Origin of the sequence: Streptomyces clavuligerus, assembly GCF_005519465.1 — a bacterium.
GTDB classification, from domain to species: domain Bacteria; phylum Actinomycetota; class Actinomycetes; order Streptomycetales; family Streptomycetaceae; genus Streptomyces; species Streptomyces clavuligerus.
In genome coordinates this window covers 4378484-4400207 of record NZ_CP027858.1, presented here as the reverse complement: position 1 = coordinate 4400207, position 21724 = coordinate 4378484, and the positions used below count along the sequence as shown (strand labels likewise).

16 protein-coding genes and 2 tRNA genes are annotated in these 21724 nt (G+C 70.6%); 7 read left to right on the top strand and 11 right to left on the bottom strand.

The window, feature by feature from the left end; genetic code table 11:
* Window positions 1-74, top strand: a tRNA-Lys gene (locus CRV15_RS18560).
* A 210-nt stretch (window positions 75-284) separates the two neighbouring features.
* Here the strand turns inward: CRV15_RS18560 and CRV15_RS18555 are convergent.
* From CRV15_RS18555 to CRV15_RS18545, 3 genes are all read right to left on the bottom strand, one after another.
* Window positions 285-875 (bottom strand): lytic polysaccharide monooxygenase auxiliary activity family 9 protein, encoded by a 591-nt coding sequence (locus tag CRV15_RS18555; RefSeq protein ID WP_003960595.1) that lies wholly within the window; start codon window positions 873-875, stop codon window positions 285-287.
* 348 nt (window positions 876-1223) lie between these two features.
* A complete protein-coding gene (locus CRV15_RS18550; protein ID WP_003960596.1) occupies window positions 1224-2414 on the bottom strand; it encodes an SPFH domain-containing protein in 1191 nt (396 codons plus the stop codon).
* Entirely contained in the window at window positions 2411-4000 is a 1590-nt protein-coding gene (locus CRV15_RS18545; RefSeq protein ID WP_044972186.1) for a peptidoglycan-binding protein, read from the bottom strand. The genes CRV15_RS18550 and CRV15_RS18545 overlap by 4 nt, the downstream gene beginning before the upstream one ends.
* A gap of 208 nt (window positions 4001-4208) precedes the next feature.
* Here CRV15_RS18545 and CRV15_RS18540 point away from each other — a divergent pair.
* The 3 genes from CRV15_RS18540 (at window position 4209) to glxA (ending at window position 8699) form a co-directional block, all read left to right on the top strand.
* Window positions 4209-4282 (top strand) — tRNA-Lys (locus CRV15_RS18540).
* 515 nt (window positions 4283-4797) lie between these two features.
* Complete coding sequence (locus tag CRV15_RS18535; RefSeq protein WP_003958722.1) at window positions 4798-6732, top strand: glycosyltransferase family 2 protein; 1935 nt, start codon at window positions 4798-4800, stop codon at window positions 6730-6732.
* Window positions 6729-8699 (top strand): radical copper oxidase GlxA, encoded by a 1971-nt coding sequence (gene glxA / locus CRV15_RS18530; protein WP_003958721.1) that lies wholly within the window; start codon window positions 6729-6731, stop codon window positions 8697-8699. Before CRV15_RS18535 ends, glxA begins: the two co-directional genes overlap by 4 nt.
* An 82-nt stretch (window positions 8700-8781) precedes the next feature.
* Here the strand turns inward: glxA and CRV15_RS18525 are convergent, their stop codons facing one another.
* From CRV15_RS18525 to CRV15_RS18500, 5 genes are all read right to left on the bottom strand, one after another.
* Window positions 8782-9780 carry a glycoside hydrolase family 6 protein gene (locus tag CRV15_RS18525; RefSeq protein ID WP_009996278.1) on the bottom strand — a complete coding sequence of 333 codons (999 nt, stop codon included), beginning with the start codon at window positions 9778-9780 and terminating at the stop codon, window positions 8782-8784.
* A gap of 204 nt (window positions 9781-9984) precedes the next feature.
* Entirely contained in the window at window positions 9985-10701 is a 717-nt protein-coding gene (locus tag CRV15_RS18520) for a class F sortase (RefSeq protein WP_003960599.1), read from the bottom strand.
* 1 nt (window position 10702) lies between these two features.
* The gene (locus CRV15_RS18515; RefSeq protein ID WP_003960600.1) at window positions 10703-11374 is read right to left on the bottom strand and encodes a hypothetical protein; all 672 of its coding nucleotides are present in this window, start codon (window positions 11372-11374) and stop codon (window positions 10703-10705) included.
* 301 nt (window positions 11375-11675) lie between these two features.
* Entirely contained in the window at window positions 11676-12455 is a 780-nt protein-coding gene (locus CRV15_RS18505; protein WP_003958720.1) for an HAD-IIA family hydrolase, read from the bottom strand.
* Window positions 12456-12635: 180 nt separating this feature from the next.
* Entirely contained in the window at window positions 12636-13472 is an 837-nt protein-coding gene (locus tag CRV15_RS18500) for a hypothetical protein (protein ID WP_009996282.1), read from the bottom strand.
* Window positions 13473-13678: 206 nt separating this feature from the next.
* Between CRV15_RS18500 and CRV15_RS18495 the strand changes: the two genes are divergently transcribed.
* A complete protein-coding gene (locus CRV15_RS18495) occupies window positions 13679-14785 on the top strand; it encodes a Gfo/Idh/MocA family oxidoreductase (protein ID WP_003960602.1) in 1107 nt (368 codons plus the stop codon).
* A 136-nt stretch (window positions 14786-14921) separates the two neighbouring features.
* Here CRV15_RS18495 and CRV15_RS18490 read toward each other — a convergent pair whose 3' ends face one another.
* From CRV15_RS18490 to CRV15_RS18480, 3 genes are all read right to left on the bottom strand, one after another.
* Complete coding sequence (locus tag CRV15_RS18490) at window positions 14922-15800, bottom strand: fumarylacetoacetate hydrolase family protein (RefSeq protein WP_003954847.1); 879 nt, start codon at window positions 15798-15800, stop codon at window positions 14922-14924.
* Window positions 15801-16033: 233 nt separating this feature from the next.
* Window positions 16034-16771, bottom strand: coding sequence for a YidC/Oxa1 family membrane protein insertase (locus CRV15_RS18485; RefSeq protein ID WP_003954846.1), 738 nt, complete (start codon window positions 16769-16771; stop codon window positions 16034-16036).
* 206 nt (window positions 16772-16977) lie between these two features.
* Entirely contained in the window at window positions 16978-17307 is a 330-nt protein-coding gene (locus tag CRV15_RS18480; protein WP_003960604.1) for a DUF6412 domain-containing protein, read from the bottom strand.
* 126 nt (window positions 17308-17433) lie between these two features.
* On the opposite strand from CRV15_RS18480, the gene CRV15_RS18475 reads away from it, so the two are divergent.
* Window positions 17434-18447, top strand: coding sequence for an SEC-C domain-containing protein (locus CRV15_RS18475; protein ID WP_003954845.1), 1014 nt, complete (start codon window positions 17434-17436; stop codon window positions 18445-18447).
* Window positions 18448-18526: 79 nt separating this feature from the next.
* Entirely contained in the window at window positions 18527-21664 is a 3138-nt protein-coding gene (locus CRV15_RS18470) for a DUF3427 domain-containing protein (RefSeq protein ID WP_003960605.1), read from the top strand.
* The last annotated feature ends 60 nt before the right edge of the window (window positions 21665-21724 follow it).

Below are 21724 nucleotides of genomic sequence, written 5' to 3'. Positions count from 1 at the left end.
GCGCCGCTAGCTCAGTTGGTTAGAGCAGCTGACTCTTAATCAGCGGGTCCGGGGTTCGAGTCCCTGGCGGCGCACTTTCCGCCTCAAGGCGTTCTGGATTTCCAGGACGCCTTGAAGTGTTTCCCGAAGATGTTTTCCCTTTTCCGGGGCATGGGGACGTTTCCGGGGCATGGGGAAAGGGGCTGACGGACCCGGCTCCGGTCCATCAGCCCCTCATGTGCGAGGTCACCCCACCGTCAGAGCGACGTGCCGCCGCCGTTACCGGCGGCTTCCGTGCCCGGAGATCAGAACTTCACGTCCGAGCAGGCGTAGAACGCGTTGGGCGTGTCGTGGACGGTCCAGACGGCGAGGACCACGTGCTTGCCGGTACGGGTGGGCAGCTTGCCGGTGTGCGACAGGGTCTCCGGGGGCTGCTGGCCGTTGAAGGGAACGGTCAGGAAGGGCTGCGACTCCAGGGCGGAGCGCGTCAGCTTCTGGTTGGGGTTCCAGCCCTGCTTGGTGATGTAGTACTTGAAGTCGGTGGTGCGGTGCCGGGCGGTGAAGCGCCAGGTGAAGGTCTGGTTCTGGCCGGACGACACGGTGGTGGCGGGCCAGTTGCCGCCACGCGGGTCGTCGAGCTGGGAGAACTGGCCGTTGCCGCCGGCACAGATGGTGCCGTCGGACGGGCCCTGGGCCGGGAAGCCCTTGAGGCCCTCAACGCTCTGCGGCTCCCACTGGATGTTGCCACAGCCGGTCACAGCGCCATTGGCGCAGACCTTCTGACGGCTGGGCAGCGGGGAGTCGGTGTAACCGTGGCTGCTGGCGCTGCCGGTGGCGACGGCGGAGGCGCCGGCGACCAGCAGGCCGAGGGTGGCGGCGGTGAACTTCTTGCGCATGCTTCGCTCCAGGGAAACGTGGGGGTGTCCAACGAGCCGTGCTGCACGAACAGGGATTAGGTCTAGACCAAGCACCAATGTAGGGACGGAGGTTCACCATGTCCAGACCAATCCGCAAGCTCCCCTTGGCCCAACCGATCCTTCCCCTTTACCTGGATGCCGTTCCTCCGGATGCCGGAGGCACTGCGCTGACCTGATCGGACGGGCTTCCGGAGCAGCCGCGCCAGGCACCGGACACACCGGGGACAGACTCCGTTTGGCCTCGCGGCGGCAGACGGAAATCCCCGGGCGGTGAAGGTTTCCGGCACCGCCCGGGGATACCGGGGACCCTGTCGTCGCTGCCGCGCCCTAATCCTCCAGAGCGCCGGTACGACCGGCGTAGAAGGCCACCGTCAGATCCTTCACCAGCGCCTTGCGCTCGTAGTCGTCCAGTTCGACGAGACCGCGCGCGGTCAGCCGGGTCACCGTGTCATCGACCGCGTCGACCACCGAGGTCAGGACGGACTCACGGTGCCGGGCGTCGATCGCCGCGATCCGGCGGCGCTGCATCGCCGCCGCGACCTCCGGGGCGTACTCGATCACCACCGGCTGGGCCGAGAAGACCTCCAGCCCCACCGGGGCGCACTCCCCCGCCAGGGTCCGGGTGAGCGCGGCGCCGACCGACTCCGCGTCCCGCAGCGTCGGGGCGGACTCCCGGCCGGGCCCCTTCCCCAGGCCCGGCGCGTCGACGGGCAGTTGGGACACCACCCGGGCCAGCGCGGACTCGACCTGCTCGCTCAGATAGTCCTCGTGGTCCTCGATCCCGAGCACCGCCCGCGCGGTGTCCCGTACCCGCCACACCACCAGGACGATCACCCGCAGCGCGGTGCCGTCCGCGTCCACGGCGGGCATCGGCTCACTGCGCCAGTGCCGCAGCCGGACATCGACCCGGCGGCGCAGCAGCAGCGGGTTCACCCAGAAGAGCCCCGGGCGGCGCACGGTCCCCCGGTACTCGCCGAACAGGGTGAGCACCCAGGCGTGGCCGACCTGCCCCCGTCCGATACCGCCGAGCGCGAAGAGCGTGATCAGCACCCCGAGCGTCAGCAGACACCACAGCCCCAGCCCGAGCCCCTGGTACGGGTACGAGGCCAGCCCGAGCAGCCGGGTCACCATGCCGGGGAACACGCCCGCGCCCCAGAGCACGGTGCCCACCCCGGCGAGCGCCAGGGCCCCGGCGACCATGCCGGTCCAGCCGGGCAGCGCCCCCGGGGCGGGGCGCTCGATCAGTTCCGGGTCGGCGGCCGGGGCGGGCCGGGGCGGGGCCGGGACCACGGCGGCGGGGCGCGCGGGCAGCGGGTCCCGGCCGATCCTGGGCTGTTCGCCGGTGCCCCGGCGGCGGGCGACCACGGCGGGGCGCAGCGCCAGGGGCGGGCAGTCGTTGTCGCGGAAGAGGAGGTGCACGGGGATCTCGCAGGTCGTCTCCTGCGCGATCACCGGGGTGCGGCGGGAGGCGCCGGGGGGTGCGTCGCCGCCCTCGGGCTCCGATGTCGTCGTACTCATGGCCGTCCTCCGCCTCCGCGTCGCGCTCCGGTCCTGCCCGTGCCGTCCGCGCCCCGTACGGGCCCCGGTCTCCCGGCGGTCCGCGCCTTCTTCCCGGTCCGCTTCTGCTGCGCGGCCCGCTGCCCCGCGGCCCGCGTGCCCTCCGTGCTCTCCGGGGTGTCCGGGGAGGCGGCGGGCGGGGCCGGTGCGAAGAGCCGCCGCCAGGTGTGGGGGCCCGGGTAGCCGTCGGCCTCGGTGCCGCTCCAGCCCTGGGCCCGCTGGAACGCCTCCACATTGCGGCGGTCCGCCTCACCCCAGTCCGGCCCCGGCCCCGAGGTGTAGTGCCGTCCGTAGCCGAGCTGCCGCAGCCGCTCGCCGAGCCGGGTGACCGACGGGCTCACCGCGCCGGGCCGGAAGTGCCCGGGGCCCGGGTAGGCGGGGGGCGGGGCCGCGGTCCCGGCCCCCGCCGGGATGTCCTTGCCCCGGCCGCTGACCAGCAGCCGCCAGGTGTCCTTGCCGGGCACCCCGTCCGCCTCGCGGCCCTTCCAGCCCTGGGCCCGCTGGAAGGCGGCGGTCGCCCTGCGGTCCGCGTCGCCCCAGCGCGGCCCGGGGCCGTCCGCGTAGAAGCGCGCCGCGCCGCGCCGCACCAGCATCCGGCCGAGCACGGTGATGTACTCGTTGACCGCTCCGGGCGCGAACACCGAAGGGCCGGGGAACATCTCCGTGGCCCCCGCCGTCCCGGGGAGGGAGTCGACCACCCCGGCGTAGCGGTAGGCCAGGTAGCGGTCGGAGTTGTTCCAGTACGCCATGGGGGTGGACTGCCGCCGGGTGTGCGGCTTGGCCTGCTCATAGGCGATGTACCGGGTGCGGCTCCGGTCGGCCCAGCCGCCGAAGAGGGTGACGTGGGAGCCGGTGGTCGGATTGGCCGGGTTGTGGAAGAGCAGCATGTCCCCGGGCTGGAGCTCCGCCCGTTCGATCCGTACGGCGTAGCGGGCGAGGGAGCCCGTCCACTCGTTGCCGGGGAGGTTCCAGGCCATGGAGACATAGCCCGAGCAGTCCTGGCGGTAGCCGTCGTCCCAGTACCGCCGGGTGCTGTAGGGGACCTTCTCCGTCAGCCAGGTCCTGGCCCGCTCGATGATCTCCGCCCGGGTGATCGGCCCGCCGGGGAGGTGGACCAGGGGAACGGCGGGGACGCCGGGGAACGGGAGGGACGCGGCGGTCGACCCGGCCGGGACGGGCAGCCGCTCCGGTCCGGCGGCACCGCCGCCCGGCACCCCGCCGAAGGCCCCCGCGCCGGGCAGGGCCGAGCCGGGCAGCGGGCGCACGGGCGGCAGCGGCGGCGGTGGCCCGCCGTGCAGCGGCGCGCTGCCGCCCTGATCCTGTCCGTCCGTGTCCCGCACCGGGGGCGCCGCCCCGGGGCCGCCGAGCGCGTGCGCCGCCGGACCGCCGCCGAGCACCACGCCCGCCGCCGTGACCAGCACCAGCGCCCGACGGCAGCCCTGGGCCGCCGGATGGCCGCCGGCCGCGCGCACCCGGCGGCGCTCGACACAGCCCGGACAGCCGCAGTCGGCCGCCGGCTCGTACTCCTCGAACACGGGCGCAGCCATGGGTCTCCCCTCCGTACCTTCTCCGCTCGGCCCGGTCATGGGCGTCTTGATCCAGGGGGTCCTCCGCGGTTCCGCCCTGGGCCCGCTCTGTCTTCCGGCCCTATTTTGGGGGACTAAGTGGACAAAACGACCATTCGACAGGCCGTGGGCGGTCGGATAATGGTCAGGACCACCCCTCGGGGTCCGGTAGAGTTGTCGATGTCAGCAGGCGCCGCTAGCTCAGTTGGTTAGAGCAGCTGACTCTTAATCAGCGGGTCCGGGGTTCGAGTCCCTGGCGGCGCACGCGCAACAGAGGCCCCCTCGCCATGGCGAGGGGGCCTCTGTCATGCCCGTACGGGGAGCGCCCCGAAGGGCGCCCGGGGCACCCCTGGGAGAGGCCCGTACAACGACCCCGGCATCCACCTATCGGTTTTCGGCCAGGCCACCATATGCTTTCGGCATTTTCATAAGATCACTGCCGATCGCACGTATGACCGATTAGTGGCCCCTTGTCCGCAGGGCCCACACGGACGGCCCAGGACCCTATCCTGAATCCCGTCCAGGGGACAGAGGTCGTGCTCCAGCCCAGTTGAGAGGCGATGGACCCGGCCATTCCAGGCTGGCCGGAGGAGGGGGCCCCTGCTCGCCGCGGACGGGGGAAGAGGCATCATGCATCCGACAAGCGACTGTCCCGTGTCAACACGGGCACGCGCTCGTCACCCATCCGTTCAGGCCAGCGGGTCGAGGGGGCTCGCGGTCCGGACGCACCGACCTACCAACACCACACGCGCTCACCACGCGTGTCGGGGGGATGACTCATGACAACGCCCAGTGGCGCTGGGGAGTCCGGCGACCCCACCCGGACCACCCAGCTCAGAGTGCCCGCTCATCTGAGATCCGGCGGGCAGCGGCAACGGCAGCACCCGGCCAAGGCGCTGCCGAAATACGACTACGAGCACTACAGCAGGCTGGCCGGCCCCCTCACCCAACCGGAACCGGGGAAACCGTACCGGGTCCAGTACCGCTCGCTGATCTCGCAGGAGCCGCACCGCGTCCGCGCGGCCCTGCTGCTGGGCTCCGCCCCCCTGGTCTCCCTCGGGCTCTTCCTCTGGCTGATGCAGCCCGACCACTGGACCGAGCGCGACCCCAACCTCAACGACGACACCCTGCTCGTTCTTGACGTGATCATGCTGGTCTCGATCGGCCTGATCGAGCTGTTCCGCACCATGAACGTGCTCTCGAACGCCCATGCCACGCTCGTCGCGCGCGACCCCGTCCCCGTGGTGCCCGAGGAGGGCACCCGGGTCGCCTTCCTCACCTCCTTCGTCCCGGGCAAGGAGCCCCTGGAGATGGTGACGAAGACCCTGGAGGCCGCCGTCCGCATCCGCCACCGCGGGGTGATGCACGTCTGGCTGCTCGACGAGGGCAACGACCCCGAGGTCAAGGAGGTCTGCGCCCGGCTCGGCGTGCACCACTTCTCCCGCAAGGGCGTGCCCGAGTGGAACACCGAGAAGGGCCCGCACCGCGCGAAGACCAAGCACGGCAACTACAACGCCTGGCTCCAGGCCCACGGCGGCGGCTACGACTTCTTCGCCTCCGTGGACACCGACCACGTCCCGCTCCCCAACTATCTGGAGCGGATGCTCGGCTACTTCCGCGACCCCGACGTCGGCTTCGTCATCGGCCCGCAGGTCTACGGCAACTACGACACGTTCGTCACCAAGGCCGCCGAGTCCCAGCAGTTCCTCTTCCACGCCCTGATCCAGCGCGCGGGCAACCGCTACGGCGCCCCCATGTTCGTGGGCACGTCCAACGCGGTCCGCATCTCGGCGCTGAAGCAGATCGGCGGTCTGTACGACTCGATCACCGAGGACATGGCCACCGGCTTCGAGATGCACCGCGCGAAGAACCCGGCCAGCGGGAAGAAGTGGCGCTCGGTCTACACCCCCGACGTGCTGGCCGTGGGCGAGGGCCCCTCCGCCTGGACCGACTTCTTCACCCAGCAGCTCCGCTGGTCCCGCGGCACCTACGAGACGATCCTCAAGCAGTACTGGAAGGGCTACGGCTCACTGCCCGCGGGCAAGCTCTTCAACTACACCATGATGATCATCTTCTATCCGATGTCCGCCCTGAACTGGATTCTGGCCGCGCTGAGCTGCGCGCTCTTCCTGGGCATGGGGGCGTCGGGCGTCCAGATCGATCCGTTGATCTGGATGATGCTGTACGGGAACGCCTCCGCGCTCCAGATCGGTCTCTACATCTGGAACCGGCGGCACAATGTCTCCCCGCACGAGCCCGAGGGCTCCGGCGGCCTCGCGGGCATGGTGATGTCGGCGCTCTCCGCCCCCATCTACGCCCGTTCGCTGATGGACGCCGCCCTGCGCCGGAAGAGCAAGTTCGTGGTGACGCCCAAGGGCGACTCCTCCAGCCCCGACACCCTCTTCGGCACCTTCCGGATTCATCTGTTCTTCATCATGGTGTTCGGGGCCTCCCTCGGCTCGTCCTTCTTCTTCGGCCACGATCACCCGGCCATGATCACGTGGGCCACGCTGGCGCTGCTGATCACGGCGGCACCGATCTTCGTCTGGCGGCACACCCTCCACGAGGAGAAGAAGGAGCGGAGGCGGGGACGGCGCCGGCGGCGCGGCGGACCGGACGGCGGCCGGGGCACCCCGGCGCCCGCCGGTGGCCCGGCGATCGCGGGCAACCCCGAACAGACCATGCAGATCTCCCTGGGGGGACGTAGGAAATGAGCAGGCAGGCCGCCCGTGCCCAGCGGAGGGGACGGGTCAACCACCGCAAGCGGCGCGCCCGCCGGATAGCCATCGGGGTCACGGTGGTCGCCGCCGTCGCCGGGATGAACGGTCCGGCGATGTGGCGCTTCGGCAGCGCGAAGTACCACGAGTACAAGATCGACCAGCCGGAGTACAAGGCCGCCAACGGCCGGTGGGACTTTCTGGACATCCCCGCCGACAGCCGCGTCAACGGCATTCACGCGGCGCTGCTGCACACCGGCAAGGTGCTGCTGATCGCGGGCTCCGGCAACAACCAGAAGAACTTCGACGCCAAGAAGTTCGAGTCGGTGCTGTGGGACCCGAAGAACGGCACGTTCAAGAAGATCCCCACCCCCAACGACATGTTCTGCGCGGGACACACCCAGCTCCCCGGCGGCAATCTCCTGATCGCGGGCGGCACCAAGCGGTACGAGAAGCTGGAGGGCGATGTCACCAAGGCGGGCGGTCTGATGATTGTCCACAACGAGGACCCGGACGAGCCCAAGACCATCCCCGCCGGGACCGCGTTCACCGGCCGGGACAACGGCAAGACGTTCATCTCCAAGGACCCGGTCCTGGTGGAGAAGGCGAAGAAGATCTTCGATCCGGGGACCGGGCGGTTCCTGCGCACCGAGGCGGGGCTCGGCCGGATCTATGTGGAGGCCGAGAAGACCGGCAAGGCGTACGAGACCGGGACCGAGGACAACTACCGGATCGCGGGGCTCACCGGCGACGACGCCCGCAATGTCTATGGCATGGCCCAGAAGCTGGCCCTCGACAAGAAGGACTTCCAGGGCATCAAGGACGCCTATGAGTTCGACCCGGTGGCGGAGAAGTACATCCCCGTCGACCCGATGAACGAGGCCCGCTGGTACCCCACCCTCACCACCCTGGAGGACGGCAAGGTCCTCTCCGTCTCCGGTCTCGACGAGATCGGGGCGGTCGTCCCCGGCAAGAGCGAGGTCTACGACCCGAGGACCAAGTCCTGGGAGTACACGGGCAAGGTCCGCCGCTTCCCCACCTATCCGGCGCTCTTCCTGATGGACGACGGGAAGCTCTTCTACTCCGGCTCCAACTCCGGGTACGGGCCCGCCGACGTCGGCCGTGACCCGGGTGTCTGGGACATCGGCACCAATGAGTTCGACAAGATCCCCGGGCTGAGCGACCCCGACCAGATGGAGACCTCGGCCACGGTGATGCTGCCGCCCGCCCAGGACCAGCGGTTCATGGTGATCGGCGGCGGCGGGGTCGGCGAGTCCGAGAAGGCCAGCAAGAAGTCCCGGCTGGTCGACCTGAAGGAGGACGAGCCGCGCTTCCGCGACGGCGCGGCCCTGGAGAAGGGCACCCGCTACCCCAGCGCCTCCCTGCTGCCCGACGACACGGTGCTCGTCACCGGCGGCTCCGAGGACTACCGGGGCCGTGGCGGCTCCAATGTGCTCCAGGCCCGGACGTACGACCCGAAGACCGGCGAGTACCAGCGGGTCGCCGATCCCCGGGTCGGGCGGAACTACCACTCCGGTTCGGTGCTGCTGCCCGACGGCAGTGTGATGATCTTCGGTTCGGACTCGCTCTTCGCGGACAAGGCCAACACCCGGCCGGGCGTTTTCGAACAGCGGATCGAGATCTACAAGCCGCCCTATCTCTACCGGGACAGCCGCCCCGAGGTGAGCGGCGGACCGAAGAGCATCGAGCGCGGCGGGTCGGGGAGTTTCACCGTCGGCGGTGGGCGTCCTGCGGCCGGCGCGAAGCTGATCCGGCCCAGCGCCGTCACCCATGTGACCGATGTGGACCAGCGCTCCATCGCACTGGAGATGGAGCGGACCGCCGACGGGATCACCGTGAAGGTGCCGGAGAACCGGGCCCTGGTGCCGTCCGGGTGGTACATGCTCTTCGTGACGGACGATCAGGGGACGCCGTCGGAAGCGGTGTGGGTGGAGGTGCCGTAGCGGTACCTCCCCGGACGGGGAACGAACGGGAACGGGAACGGGGCGGGGGCCTTCGGGCACCCCGCCCCGTTCCCGTTCCCGTTCACGGCTGCTTGCTGTTGCGGGCCAGCTCCAGGGCGTACTCGGGCCACCACTCGCCCGCCTTCGGACCGCCCTTGCAGTCCCCGTCGGACTCCCCCGGACGTTTGATCCACAGATAGGCGTCGACGAGCGGGTCCCCCGTGGCGGTGGTCGGCACCTCGCCGAGCGCCCGCCCCGGGGGGTTGCACCAGTTCTCCCGGGGGTCGCCCCCGGTGTAGGGGCCGTTGCCGTTGCGGCTGGTGTCGATGACGAACGGCTTGCCGCCGACCTTCGCGGACAGCCGCTTGCCGAACTCGGTGCTCGCGTCGGTCGGATAGAAGTTGGAGACATTGAGCGAGAAGCCGTCCGCGCGGTCGATCCCGGCCCGGCGCAGCGGCTCGTGCAGCACATCGGGCCGGTACCAGCCCGCGTTGCCCGCGTCCAGGTAGACCGAGGTCCCGGGCTGCCGCTTCAGCCGCTCCACGGCGCCGCGCAGCAGCGCGTACCGCTCCTCGTGGAACTCCTTCGGGGTGCAGCTGTCCACGAGGTGGAGCACGGCGTCCGGCTCCAGGATCACGGTGGCCTTCCGGTCGCCGACGCCCCGGGCGACCCCGTCGATCCAGGAGCGGTAGGCACCGGCGTCGGCCGCGCCGCCCTTGGAGAACTGTCCGCAGTCGCGGTGCGGGATGTTGTAGAGGACGAGCAGCGCCTCCCGGTCGGCCGCCGCGGCCTGTTCGGTGAGGTCGCGGACGGCGCTCTCCGGGTCGTCGGCGCCGATCCAGTCGGCGGTCGGCTGACGGGCGATCCGGCCGATCAGCCCGGCCTTGGCGTCCTCGCCCTCGGCGTGGTACTCGGCGAGCTGACGGGCGGCGCTGCCGTCGGGGTTGACCCAGTAGGGGTCGGTCGCCTTGGGCTGCTGGCCCAGGTCCGGGCCCTTCTTCTGCTCGGAGGAGCAGCCGGAGAGCAGCAGCGCCACCACTCCCGCTCCCGCGACGGCCCGTCCGGTCCGCGTCCCGTACATGCGTTCCCGCTCCCCCTCCGGCCATGGTGCCGCGCTCGTTGTCAAGACCGCGTTGTACAAGACTCGTACAAGATCGCCCCTGGTCATCCTGGCATACGGGGATGCGGGCCCACGAGAGGGCCGTCCGCCGTTCCCGGGGCCGGACCGCGCGGGCGCCCGCCGGGGGGTGGCGGACCGCGCGGGCCCGCCGGGGGCGGTGGCGGGTCAGGAGGGCTTCAGTCCGGTCAGATACGCGGAGACGACCACGTTGGACGTGTAGCTGCCGCTCGCCCGGTCGAAGGTGCCGCCGCAGGTGATCAGCCGCAGCTCGGCCCGGCCGTCGCGGCGCGGCCCGTACACCTTCCGGGCGTCGAACCGCTTCCGTTCAAAGACCTGGACGTCGTCGACGGTGAACCGGGCGACCGAGCCGTCCGCGCGGGTCACCCGGACCTCGGCGCCGGGGCGGGCCGCGCTCAGCCCGTAGAAGACCGCCGGGCGGGTCTCGGTGTCCACATGGCCGACGAGCAGCGAGGCGCCGCGCGCGCCCGGCTGGGTACCGGCGCCGTACCAGCCCACGGTCCGCGCCAGCGCGTACGGCGGGGGGTCGACCGCGCCCGCCGCGTCCAGTCCCCGGGGGACGACGGGGGCGCTGATGCCCAGGGAGGGGATCTCCACCCGCTCCGGGCGGGCGGGGCTCACCGGGTCGAGGGCGGGCGGCAGCGGCACCCTCAGGGGGCGGCCGACGGCGGCGACGTCGCCGGTGGTGGGCGCGGTGCCGGGGTCCTGGGCGCCGCCCCGGCCCCAGAGCCACAGGCCGAGCAGGAGGACGGCCCAGGTGACACCGGTGAACAGCCGTCCCCGGCCGGCGGTGCCCGGCGCCCCGGGGGCCGCGGCGGGCCCGGTGCCGCTCGGGGGGCCCTCGGGGCCCGGTGCGGACGGCATCTCAGCCGGAGCCGGAGCCGGTGCGGCGGCGGCGTGAGGAGCGGAGGGCGACCACGACACCCGCGGCGCCCGCGAGCAGCAGCCCGATGACGGTCTGCGGGGTGCTGGGGCCGCCGACGGCCCGGTCCGCCTCGTCGTCGCCGGGTCGCTGCCGCCCGTCGCCCGCCGCGGCGAGCGACGTCCCCCCGCCGCCCGCCCGGACGGGGGCCACGGGCGAGGGTCCGTCCCGGCGCGGCTCGCCCCCGGTGACCCGGAGGGTTCCGGCGGCCCGGTGGTCGCGGCCGTCGCAGGTGACGGTGATGCGGTGGTTGCCCTGGGCCGCGCGGGAGCGGACGGCGGCGCTCCCGACGAGGGAACGGGTGCCGCTCCCGCCGCCGTCCCGCTCCTCCGCCTCGTCCGCCCGGGTCCCGTCGTCCGCCGCCCGGGGTCCGCCGCCGGTGAGCCGGGCGTCCGCCGTGAAGACCGGCGAGGACGCGGCTCCGGAGCGGCCCCGGCACCCCTGGACCCGGATCTCGACCTCGTCCCCGGCGCGGGCCTCGGCGGGGTGGACGGTGACGGTCACCGGGTCGTCGGCCTGCTCGGCGCGGGCGGCGGGGGCCCCGATGACCGGGGGACCCATGACCAGCGCGGCGGCCACACCCGCGGCACGGAGAGCGATGGAAGTGGAACGCATCGTGAACCTCCTGGTACGGAAAGATTCACGCGTCTGGCGCGTTTTCGCATCCGCAGCGGCGGTCAGTCGCCCGGTTCACCCGTCTGAGCTGCCCGGATACGGAAAGAGGAGGAAGCAAGCGGGTGGTGGCCGACCCGGATGGCCCAGCGGCCCGGGGCGCCCCGCTCCCCGTTCCCGGTCCCCGGTCCCGACCCCCGGTCCCGTTCCTCATCATTCCCTTCCGGCCGTTCCCCTTCCGGCCGTTCGCGATCCGGCCGTTCGCGATCCGGCCGTTCGCGTTCCCGCTGCGGCCGTTCGTGGTCTAGATGCGGTCCACCAGGTCGGCGATCGAGTCGACGACGGTGGAGGGGCGGAAGGGGTAGCGGTCGATGTCCGCGAGCCCGGTGAGCCCGGTGAGGACGAGGAAGGTCTCCATGCCCGCCTCCAGACCGGCGAGGACGTCCGTGTCCATCCGGTCGCCGATCATCGCGCTGGTCTCGGAGTGCGCGCCGATGGCGTTCAGCCCCGTCCGCATCATCAGCGGGTTCGGCTTGCCCGCGAAGTAGGGGTCCTTGCCGGTGGCCTTGGTGATCAGGGCGGCGACCGAGCCGGTGGCGGGCAGCGGGCCCTCCGTCGACGGGCCGGTCTCGTCCGGGTTGGTGCCGATGAACCGGGCCCCGCCGTTGATCAGCCGGATCGCCTTGGTCAGCGCCTCGAAGCTGTAGGTGCGGGTCTCGCCGAGGACCACGTAGTCGGGGTCGTGGTCGGTGAGGACATAGCCGATGTCGTGCAGCGCGGTGGTGAGCCCCGCCTCGCCGATGACATACGCGGTGCCGCCGGGGCGCTGGTCGTCCAGGAACTGCGCGGTCGCGAGCGCGGAGGTCCAGATGTTCTCCACCGGGACGTCCAGGCCCATCCGGGCGAGGCGGGCGTGCAGGTCACGGGCCGTGTAGATGGAGTTGTTGGTCAGTACCAGAAACGGCTTGCCGGTGTCCCGGAGCTTCCTGATGAACGCGTCGGCGCCCGGGATCGGCACGCCTTCGTGGATCAGGACACCGTCCATGTCGGTGAGCCAGGACTCGATGGGCTTGCGTTCTGCCATCAACGGGACTCCTGCCGTGCTGAGGCGTACGGGACGCGTGGTGCTCGTGTGCCGGAGTCACGGCTCTGTGGCACCCGACACCGACAGCCTAATGGCGTCACCCCATCGGCGGCCTGGTCAGCGCGGGGTTTCCGCCGCCGACGGGGGGCCGGGGGCCCGCTGACACCCGGTGGCGGTGGTTCAGCGGGCCGGGGGGCGGCGGCGCGCCGTGTCCCGGCGGGCGGCGCGGGCCGGCCGCCCGGAGACCAGGGCGGCGAGCACACAGCCGCCGAGCAGCAGCGAGCCGACGGCCACGGCGAGCCGGACGAGCGATCCGGTGCCGGTGGTGGCGAGTTCGTCGCGGGTGACCGCGGCGCCGTAGCCGGTGTCGTCGAGCACGGCGAAGCGGTAGTCGTCGGACTCGCCGACCCAGTCGCCGTCGTCGCCGTGCCGCTGGATCACGGCCGCGTTGACGGTGACCTGGTTGGGCGGGGTGTCCTCGGCGAGCGCCATCCGTACGCCGACCCGCGCCTCCTCCCGGCCGGGCACCGCGAAACCGCTGGTGGCGTCCGCGTCGAGGACCGCGAGCACCTCGCCCGCGCCGCTGGTCTCCAGCTCGGCGGGGCGCCAGCGCGCGGCGGCGGCGTCGAAGAACTCCAGGGTGACGCGGTCCTGGGTGAAACCCCGGTCGCGCGCGGAGAAGACCAGGACGGGGTGGATGTTGCGGCAGGGTTCGCGGGTGCGGTTGGCGAGTTCCACCGTCCACCCGGCGAAGCCGCCGCCGGGGTGGTGGACGGAGGGGCCGCCGCTCATCCGGGTGTCGATGGGGAAGTCCCGTGCGGAGGCGGCGGCGCAGCGGGGGGCCCGGACACCGGCGCCGAGGGGGTCGGTGGCGGCGCGGGCGGGCCCGGCGGCGCACAGGGAGAGCGCGGCGGCGAGGGCGGCGGCGGGCCGAAGGGCGCGGGCGGCGGAGGCGAGAAAGGTGCCGGGGGCGGGGCCGGGGGCCGGGGCGGGGCCGGGGGCGGGGCGCGGTCGCATGGGTGGGTGACCTTCGCTGATCGTGCGGTGGCCCGGTGAGGCGGGTCGACGGACCCCTTCCCCGAGGGCGTTCCCGGTCTGTGTTCCCGGCGGCGCACCGCCCCGAACAGCCGTGCAACTCCGCCCCATCAGCGTAGACCGGCACCCGCCGCCCCACGGTGTGCGCCGCGTTGTGACCGCGCGGCACCGGCTGCTTAAGTGGCCCCATGACTGGCACTGGCACGGCTACCGGCACCCGCCGCGCGCTGCGGGTCGCGCTCGTCGGCTACGGCACGGCGGGGGCCGTCTTCCACGCCCCGCTGATCGCGGCCACGGAGGATCTCGCGCTCGACACCGTCGTGACCGCGAACCCGGAGCGGCGGGAGCGGGCGGCCGAGGAGTTCCCGGGGGTGCGGTTCGCCGCCCGCCTTGAGGAGGTGTGGGAACGCCGGGACGCAGTGGACCTGGTGGTGCTCGCGTCCCCCAACCGGACCCATGTCCCGCTCGCCACGGCGGCCCTGCGGGCGGGGCTCCCGGTCGTCGTCGACAAGCCGATCGCCGCGACCGCCGCCGAGGCCCGCGCGCTCGCCGCCCTCGCCGCCGAACGCGGCCTCATGCTCTCCGTCTTCCAGAACCGCCGCTGGGACGGGGACTTCCTCACCCTGCGCCGGTTGCTGGCGGAGGGCGTCCTCGGCGACGTCCACCGTTTCGAGTCCCGTTTCGAACGGTGGCGGCCCCGGCTCAAGGGCGGCTGGCGGGAGTCCGGCGACCCGCGGGAGATCGGCGGACTCCTCTACGACCTGGGCAGCCATCTCGTCGATCAGGCGCTGACGCTGTTCGGCCCGGTGGTGCGCGTCTACGCGGAGGCGGACGTGCGCCGCTCGGGCGCGGAGGCGGACGACGACACGTTCATCGCCCTGACCCACGCGGGCGGTGTCCGTTCCCATCTGTATCTGAGCGCGACGGCGGCACAGCTCGGCCCGCGGTTCCGGGTGCTCGGCAGCAGCGCCGGGTTCGTGAAGTACGGGCTCGACCCGCAGGAGGCGGCGCTGCGCGCGGGGGCGCGGCCGGTCGCGGGCGAGCCGTGGGGGGTGGAGGAGGAGTCGTACTGGGGCGGGCTGGGCGCGGGCGAGTCCCCGCTGACGGGCGGCGGGGGTCCGGTGGAGACGGTCCCCGGGGACTATCCGGCGTACTACGCGGCGGTCGCGCGCTCGCTGCGGGAGGGCACGCCGCCGCCGGTGACGGCAGAGGAGGCGGCGGCGGCGCTGGATGTGCTGGAGGCGGCGCGGAGGTCGGCGGAGGCGGGGGTGACGGTGGCGGTGCCGGTGGCGTAGGCCCGGGCCTCGGCCGTCGCGGGCCCGTGGCTCCTGCGGCTCACCCGCCGCGGCCCGCCCGCCATGCACCTCCGACGTGGCTCATCTCCCGTGGCCCGCCCGCTGTGGACCTCCGACGCGGCTCACCGCCCGCGGCTCACCCGCCGTGGACCTCCGACGCGTCCCGGAACCGCTGGCGCTGCCGCCCCAGACCCTCCACCTCGACCTCGACCACGTCCCCGGCCCGCAGATAGGGCTTGGGCTCCGGCTGTCCGAGGGCCACCCCCGCCGGGGTGCCGGTGTTGATCACGTCCCCCGGGTACAGGGTCATGAACCGGCTCACGTACCGCACCAGCTCGGCGACCGGGAAGATCTGGGCGCCGGTCGTCCCGTTCTGCCGCAGCTCCCCGTTGACCCAGAGCCGCAGCGCCAGGGACTGGGGGTCCGGGACCTCGTCCGCGGTGACCAGCCAGGGCCCGAGCGGGTTGAACGTCTCGCAGTTCTTGCCCTTGTCCCAGGTGCCGCCGCGTTCGAGCTGGAACTCGCGTTCGGAGACATCGTGGGAGGTCGTGTACCCGGCGACATACGCGAGCGGGTCCTCGTCGTCGGCCACATACCGGGCCGTACGTCCGATGACCACGCCGAGTTCGACCTCCCAGTCGGTCCGCGCACTGCCCCGGGGCACCAGGACCGTGTCGTACGGGCCCACGACCGTGTCGGCGGCCTTGAGGAAGACCACGGGTTCGGCGGGCGGCTCCGCGCCGGTCTCGGCGGCGTGGTCGTGGTAGTTGAGCCCGATGCAGACGACCTTGCCGATCCGGGCGAGCGGCGGGCCGACCCGTACCCCGTCGGAGGGGATCACCGGCAGGTCACCGGCTTCGGCGGCGGCCCGTACCCGTTCCAGGGCGGCGGGGTCGGCGAGCAGGCCGCCGTCGATGTCCGGGACCAGCCCGGAGAGATCGCGCCAGGTCGTCCCGTCCTCATCGAGCAGGGCCGGTCGCTCCGCGCCCGCCGTACCGACACGCATCAGCTTCATGGTCCGTCTCCCTGACAGCACCGGCCGGTGATCGAGCGCCCGGCGAAGAGTCCGACGAAAGGTCCGACCGATCGTGACAACAGATCCGGCCGATCCGCAAGAGCGGCAGGGCCGTCGGGCAGATCGCACCGGCCGGGGCCGCCCGTCCGGGGTCGTCGGCGCGGGGCCGTCCGGGGCCGTCCGGGCGAGGCGGTCGGGGCGGGGCCGTCCGGACGGGGTCGTCGGCGCGGATGTCAGAGCGGACCGGCCAGGGCACCGGCCGCCGGGAGGTCCCGGTAGAGGACGATCCGTTCGACGGCGGACCAGGTGGTACTGGTGACGACGTACAGGGCGGCGGCGAGCGGCACCACCGCGACCGTGATCAGGGTGGCGAACGAGAGCAGCGGCAGGAACCTCATCATCGCCCCCATACCGGGCGCGGCGGTCTGAAGTTGGGGTCCGGCCGCCATCTGCTTCCGGGTGCGGCGGTAGTTGACGGCCGCGACGACGGTGACGATCGCGAAGAGCACCAGATAGACGGCGCCGGCGCCGTTCAGCACCTCGCCGCCGCCGACGGCGTCGGTCCAGCGGTCGCCGAGCGGGGCGGCGAGCAGGGTGTGGTGCAGCAGCTCATTGGGTTCGCCACCGATGTCGGCGCTGGAGAAGAGGTGGTAGAGGACGAAGAAGGCGGGGAGCTGGAGCAGGCTGGGCAGACAGCCCGCCACCGGCGAGGTCCTCTCCTTCGCGTACAGATCCGCCAGCTCCCGCCGCAGCCGCTCCGGGTTCCCGCCGTGCTTCTCGCGCAGCTCGGCGACGCGGGGCGCGAGCCGGGCGCTCGCCTTCTGGCCCCGGGCGGCGGCCCGGGAGAGCGGGTGGACGGCGAGACGTACCAGCGCCGTGAAGACGACGATGGCGGCGGCGGTCGCGGAGCCGAGGAAGAGGGGCTGGAGCAGCTCGGCGAGCCGTTCCACAAGGGTGGCGAAAACGGACATGGCGGGGTGAACCCTCCGAGGGGTCGTCGTGCCGGGTGGGAGAAGGACAGCGGCATGACGTGTCCGCGTGGGGAGCCGGTCCCTCGAAGGGGTCGTTCCGAGGGGTGGGAACCGGTGGCGCCGGGCACCCGGTTTCCCCGACGGGCACCCGGCGGTCCCGGCGCCCCGCGGGGCGGACCGGGCCCGACGTTCCCGTGGAGGCTCTGCTACGCGGCCGTCGGAAGAGGGCGGCCGGGCGCGCGCGGGCGGGTGCGGCCCCGGGCGTCGGGGTCGCGCTGCGGCAGGAACGCGGTGCGTTGCTCACGGTCGCGGATGGCCGTCCGGACCCGGGCGCGGGGCACCACGGGCACACAGCGGGCGCTGATGACGGCACAGACGAGGAGCGCGGTCGCGGCGGCGGCCGTGGTGGCGGTCGCGGTCGCGGTCAGCGCGAGGAGGGCGGTGAGACCGCTGCCGTCGAGGAGCAGCAGCTCCAGCGCGATCAGCAGGGCGAGGACGGCGGGCTTGAGCGCGCGAGCGAGCGGCTTCGGCTCCATGTCCCCTCCCCCCGGTCCGGTCTGTCGCCGGTCCGCACCCGTCCGGCATTCCGTCCATCCGTTATCCCCGACGACGACAGGAGGGGGCAGGCGCCAGGGATCCGTCGCGGCAGTACGGTGTCCCCCATGCGCCCCGACACGCCTGCCGACCACATCTCCGAAGCCGAGCGTCTGCTGCGCACCGCGACGCAGTACCCGGAGGACGGAGAGCCACTGCTGCTCCAGGCCGCGGCCCATCTCGAACTGGCCGGTGACCGCGAACGCGCCTCCACCCTCTACGACCGGCTGCTGGCCTCCGCTCCCGAACGCCCCTTCCTGGTGAAGGCCCTCCAGGCGGCGAACCTCTGGGAGTTCGGCCACGAGGCCGAGGCCCGCGCCCTGATCACCGGCATCCGCTCGGCGGCCCCGGCGGACCCCGCGCCCTGGGAGATCGTCGCGGAGACGCTGGAGGCCCATGACGAGCTGGACGCCTCCCACGAGTGCTTCACCGCCGCCGTCACCCTGCTGCTGCCGCCGGGGGACGAGGAGGTCCCGTACGAGGTGCAGCCCCTGCTCACCGGCCGGCACCGGGTCCGCCGGCTGCTCGGCCACGCCCACGACGGCTGGGACGGCCTGGCCGACCGGCTCCACTCCGCCCAGTCGGCCATCCCGCTGGACGAGCTGCACGATCCCAAGCGCCTGTGGGCCCTCGGCTCCGACAACCCGGCCGAACTCCGCGCCGAGATCGCCCGCCTCCGCTCCGAACTGGGCTCCTACCGCTCGGCCCTCTCCCGCCCCTTCCCGGTCGCGGTCCTCCACTGGCCCGAGCCCGAGCTGACCGAACTCCTCGCCGCCCACCCGGAACTCGAATCCGAGTACCCGACCCACGCGGCCCACCTCACCGACATCGAAGCATCCCTCCGCGACCTGGCCTCGACCGGCACGGCCAACCTCGGCATCGTCACCGCGGCGGTCCCGTCCTACGAGGCCTTCGCCGCCTCCGAGGGCTCCTCCCCCGCCGACGCCGACCTCCTCCCCCAATTCACCACCACCCTCGCCGCCCGGGGCCACGCGGTGGCGTGGCCACCGCACAGGACCGCGCCGTGCTGGTGCGGGTCGGGGACGGGGTACCGGGAGTGCCACGGGGGCGCCGACTTCTGATCGGAAGATGGCTTCATCTGATCATGTTTGTCAGTAGCCCCTGATATCACTGGAGGACGCCAACGGGGAGAGGGACGCGATGACAGACTCCGCCCAGGAACGTCAGCCGGAAATCGGGCTCTACGAGCGGCTGATCACCTTGCGCCTTGAACAGCAGCTCGCGTCTCTTAGCTCGCAGGATGGCTTGCGCGTCATCGACGGCGTCGTGGGGCAGGAGGCATCGCCCCAGGCCATCGCGCGCCACGTCGCGCACACAACGCAGCAGATTCTGGGGCAACTTCCCCCGGAAGAGCGCGTCGATGCGGCCAACCACATCCTGGAGTCGATGAGCAGCATCCAGGGGGCACAGGAGTTGATCGACCTCATCGCCAAGGGGCCTCGTCAACTGCTCGCCATCGCCAAGCAGGAGGCGCCCGGAGCCTACTCCCTACGACCTGCAACGCCTCTGTCGGAGACTGCCCTCATCACCAACTCCTCTGGGGACACCAGTCTGGGGTCTGAGCTGCGCACCGAACTCGCGACAGCCGACCGTGTCGATCTACTCTGCGCCTTCGTCAAATGGCATGGGCTGCGCGTGATCGAGCAAGCTCTAACAGCAGCAAACGCCCGGAATGTTCCCATCCGAGTCATTTCCACTACCTATATGGGTGCCACCGAGCAACGCGCGCTCGATAGGCTGGTTCAAGACTTCGGGGCCGAGGTGAAAATCAACTATGAAGTTCGATCGACGCGCCTCCATGCCAAAGCATGGCTCTTTCGGCGCCGCAGTGGCTGTGACACAGCTTATGTGGGCAGTTCCAACCTCTCCAAAGCCGCTCTCCTCGATGGCATCGAGTGGAACGTCCGCCTCTCGTCGATCGCAGCCCCTGACGCGATGCGAAAGGTTGAGGCAACCTTTGACTCGTATTGGAATGACTCAGCATTCGAGTCATACGACCCCATCCGGGATGGCGACCGCCTCTCGAAGGCACTAGATCTCGCTAGCCGCGATAACGAGAACTCATCGGAGCGCAGCACCTCACCGTCCGGGCCGGATATTCGCCCCTATCCTCATCAGCGTGACATGCTGGAGCGGCTTGAGGTAGAGCGCACCGTTCACGACCGTCATCGCAATCTGCTCGTCGCGGCAACAGGCACTGGCAAGACCGTGATGGCGGCTCTCGACTACAAGGCTCTGCGCCAGCAGCATGGACCGGATCTCACTCTGCTGTTTGTCGCTCATCGTCAAGAAATCCTGACGCAATCCCTCAAGACCTATCAGGATGTATTGGTTGAGGCAGACTTCGGCGAGGAGATGCATAGCGGTATCCGCCCAACGAAGGGCCAACATATATTCGCCAGCGTCCAGAGCCTCAATGCTCAGCCGCTAGACCGTTTCGCGCCTGATTACTTTGATGTCATTGTTATCGACGAGTTTCATCACGGCGTCTCACCTACCTATCGCAAGATCATAGATCACTTCACCCCGAAAGAACTTCTGGGCCTAACCGCCACACCCGAACGCATGGATGGGCAGAACGTTCAGGACGAGTTCTTCGAGGGGCGAATAGCGGCTGAAATGCGGCTGTGGGAAGCACTAGATAATGAGCTCCTCAGCCCTTTCCACTATTTTGGAATCGCCGACAGTACCGACATGAGATCCATCACTTGGAAACGAGGAACATACGATCCATCAGAGCTGAGCAACCTCTTCACTGGAAACAAGGCCAGAGCTCGCCTCATCCAACAGGCCGTACGGGATAAAGTGGTTAACCCAGACACTATGCGTGCTCTCGGATTCTGCGTCTCGGTACAGCATGCTCACTATATGGCCGAGGAATTCCGTCGCAACAACCTTAACGCTGTAGCGCTCTCCGGAGAGTCATCGAACTCCGATCGACGTAAAGCTCTCGACGATCTCAAGTCAGGTGCAGTGCAGATCATCTTCTCGGTCGATCTGTTCAATGAGGGCCTGGATATACCGGACGTCGACACCGTGCTCATGCTCCGCCCAACGTCGAGCGCAACGATTTTCCTTCAGCAACTCGGGCGCGGGCTGAGGCGAAGCGAAGGCAAGCCCTTCCTCACCGTTCTGGACTTCATTGGCAACCATCGGAAAGAGTTCCGATTTGAAGAGCAGTACCGCGCCCTCACCAATCTGACCCGCAATCGCCTGATCTCCGAAATCGAACACGACTTCCCCCAGCTACCTTCAGGCTGCAAGATCATCCTTGAACCCAAGGCCAAAGAAAGGATCATCGAGAATATACGCAGCCAGATCAGCGTCAATGTCACACAGCTAGCCCGAGAGGTAGCCCAGTACGGCGATCCGCGACTTGCGGAGTACCTGGAGAAGAGCAGTCGCGGCATCAGGGAAATCTATCGCGGCAGCGGAAATTCCTGGACGGGACTCTTGCGCCGAAGCAAGCTGCTCACATCCCCCACACCAGACGGCGAGACCGATCTCCTTAAGCGAGTACCGGCTTTCCTTCACGTGGACGACCCCGAGCGAATATCCACATACACCAAGATCGTCTCCGACGATGCCCCTCCATATGAAGAACTCTCGAAGCGGGAGCAAGGCTATGCTCGCATGCTCGCCTTCACCCTCTGGCCACTCGGTGGGTTTGCCACTTATACAGAGGCCATGGACAGGCTCCGTCCGCAAACCGCCTTCCGCCATGAAGTCCAACAGGTCCTGGCCCACGCCCTCCATCAGATTGACCACGTCCCCCTCTCCCTACCGAGCGCCCTCGCCCATCTCCCACTGACTGTGCACGCCTCATACAGCCGCGAAGAGATGCTTCCGGCCCTGGGGCAGTCTTCTATTGGCGGCCTCATGCCTGGCCACTTCCGCGAGGGAGTAAAGTGGTGTGAGAATATTCAGACAGATGCCTTGTTCGTCACCTTGGAGAAAGACGAGAAAGACTTCTCGCCGCAAACCCGCTATCGCGACTATGCCCTGACTGAGCTCCAATTTCATTGGGAGTCACAGAACCAAACATCTGAGACCTCACCTACAGGAGTTCGCTATCAGGAACACCAGAAAGCCGGGTCCCATGTGCTGCTCTTTGTTCGCCGGTTCAAAAAAACCGACATCGGCGGACCCCAGCCTTGGCTCCTTCTCGGCCCTGCTCGCTATGTAAGGCACACTGGCAGCAATCCGATGGCCATTGTCTGGGAACTGATGCAAAAAATCCCGGCAGACGTCTGCTCATACTCGCGCATCGCCAGCTAGCGTCCAAAGCTCAGAAGGGAGACGCCCCATTCCCGGTGACCCCCGCCGGCGGGGGATGTA